We start from the raw sequence: 269 nt of genomic DNA on the forward strand, positions 1-269 counted from the left end.
GAATCAGTATTTCGTCATTGAACACCTTCCGCCGATACTTGGTGACAAAAACCAAATGTGCGTGTAATGCGCTGACGCAATGACGACCTCGACGGATCGGATGTTCTTGGCTATGTGTCATTAGACCAACTATTGATTTGTTGTTTAAGTCTATCCATAATAAGGCATCTTATCAGGAAAGACCAAATGACATTAGTAGCTTACAAATATCGGTTTAAGCCAAGTAAAGAGCAAGCAGAAATGCTTGAGCATACCTTTGGCTGCGTGCG

Annotated in this window: 2 protein-coding genes; one reads left to right on the forward strand and one right to left on the reverse strand. The window is 42.0% G+C overall.

Features of this window, described 5'->3' with window-relative positions; all coding sequences use genetic code 11:
* A partial coding sequence (locus RMT89_RS43255) for a transposase (RefSeq protein ID WP_399498997.1) occupies positions 1-121 on the reverse strand: 121 nt, incomplete at its 3' end.
* Positions 122-186: 65 nt separating this feature from the next.
* Between RMT89_RS43255 and RMT89_RS46320 the strand changes: the two genes are divergently transcribed.
* Positions 187-269: helix-turn-helix domain-containing protein (locus RMT89_RS46320; RefSeq protein ID WP_399498998.1), on the forward strand; the 83-nt coding region annotated here is incomplete at its 3' end.

It is taken from the genome of Streptomyces sp. P17 (assembly GCF_032436805.1).
Lineage (GTDB): Bacteria > Actinomycetota > Actinomycetes > Streptomycetales > Streptomycetaceae > Streptomyces.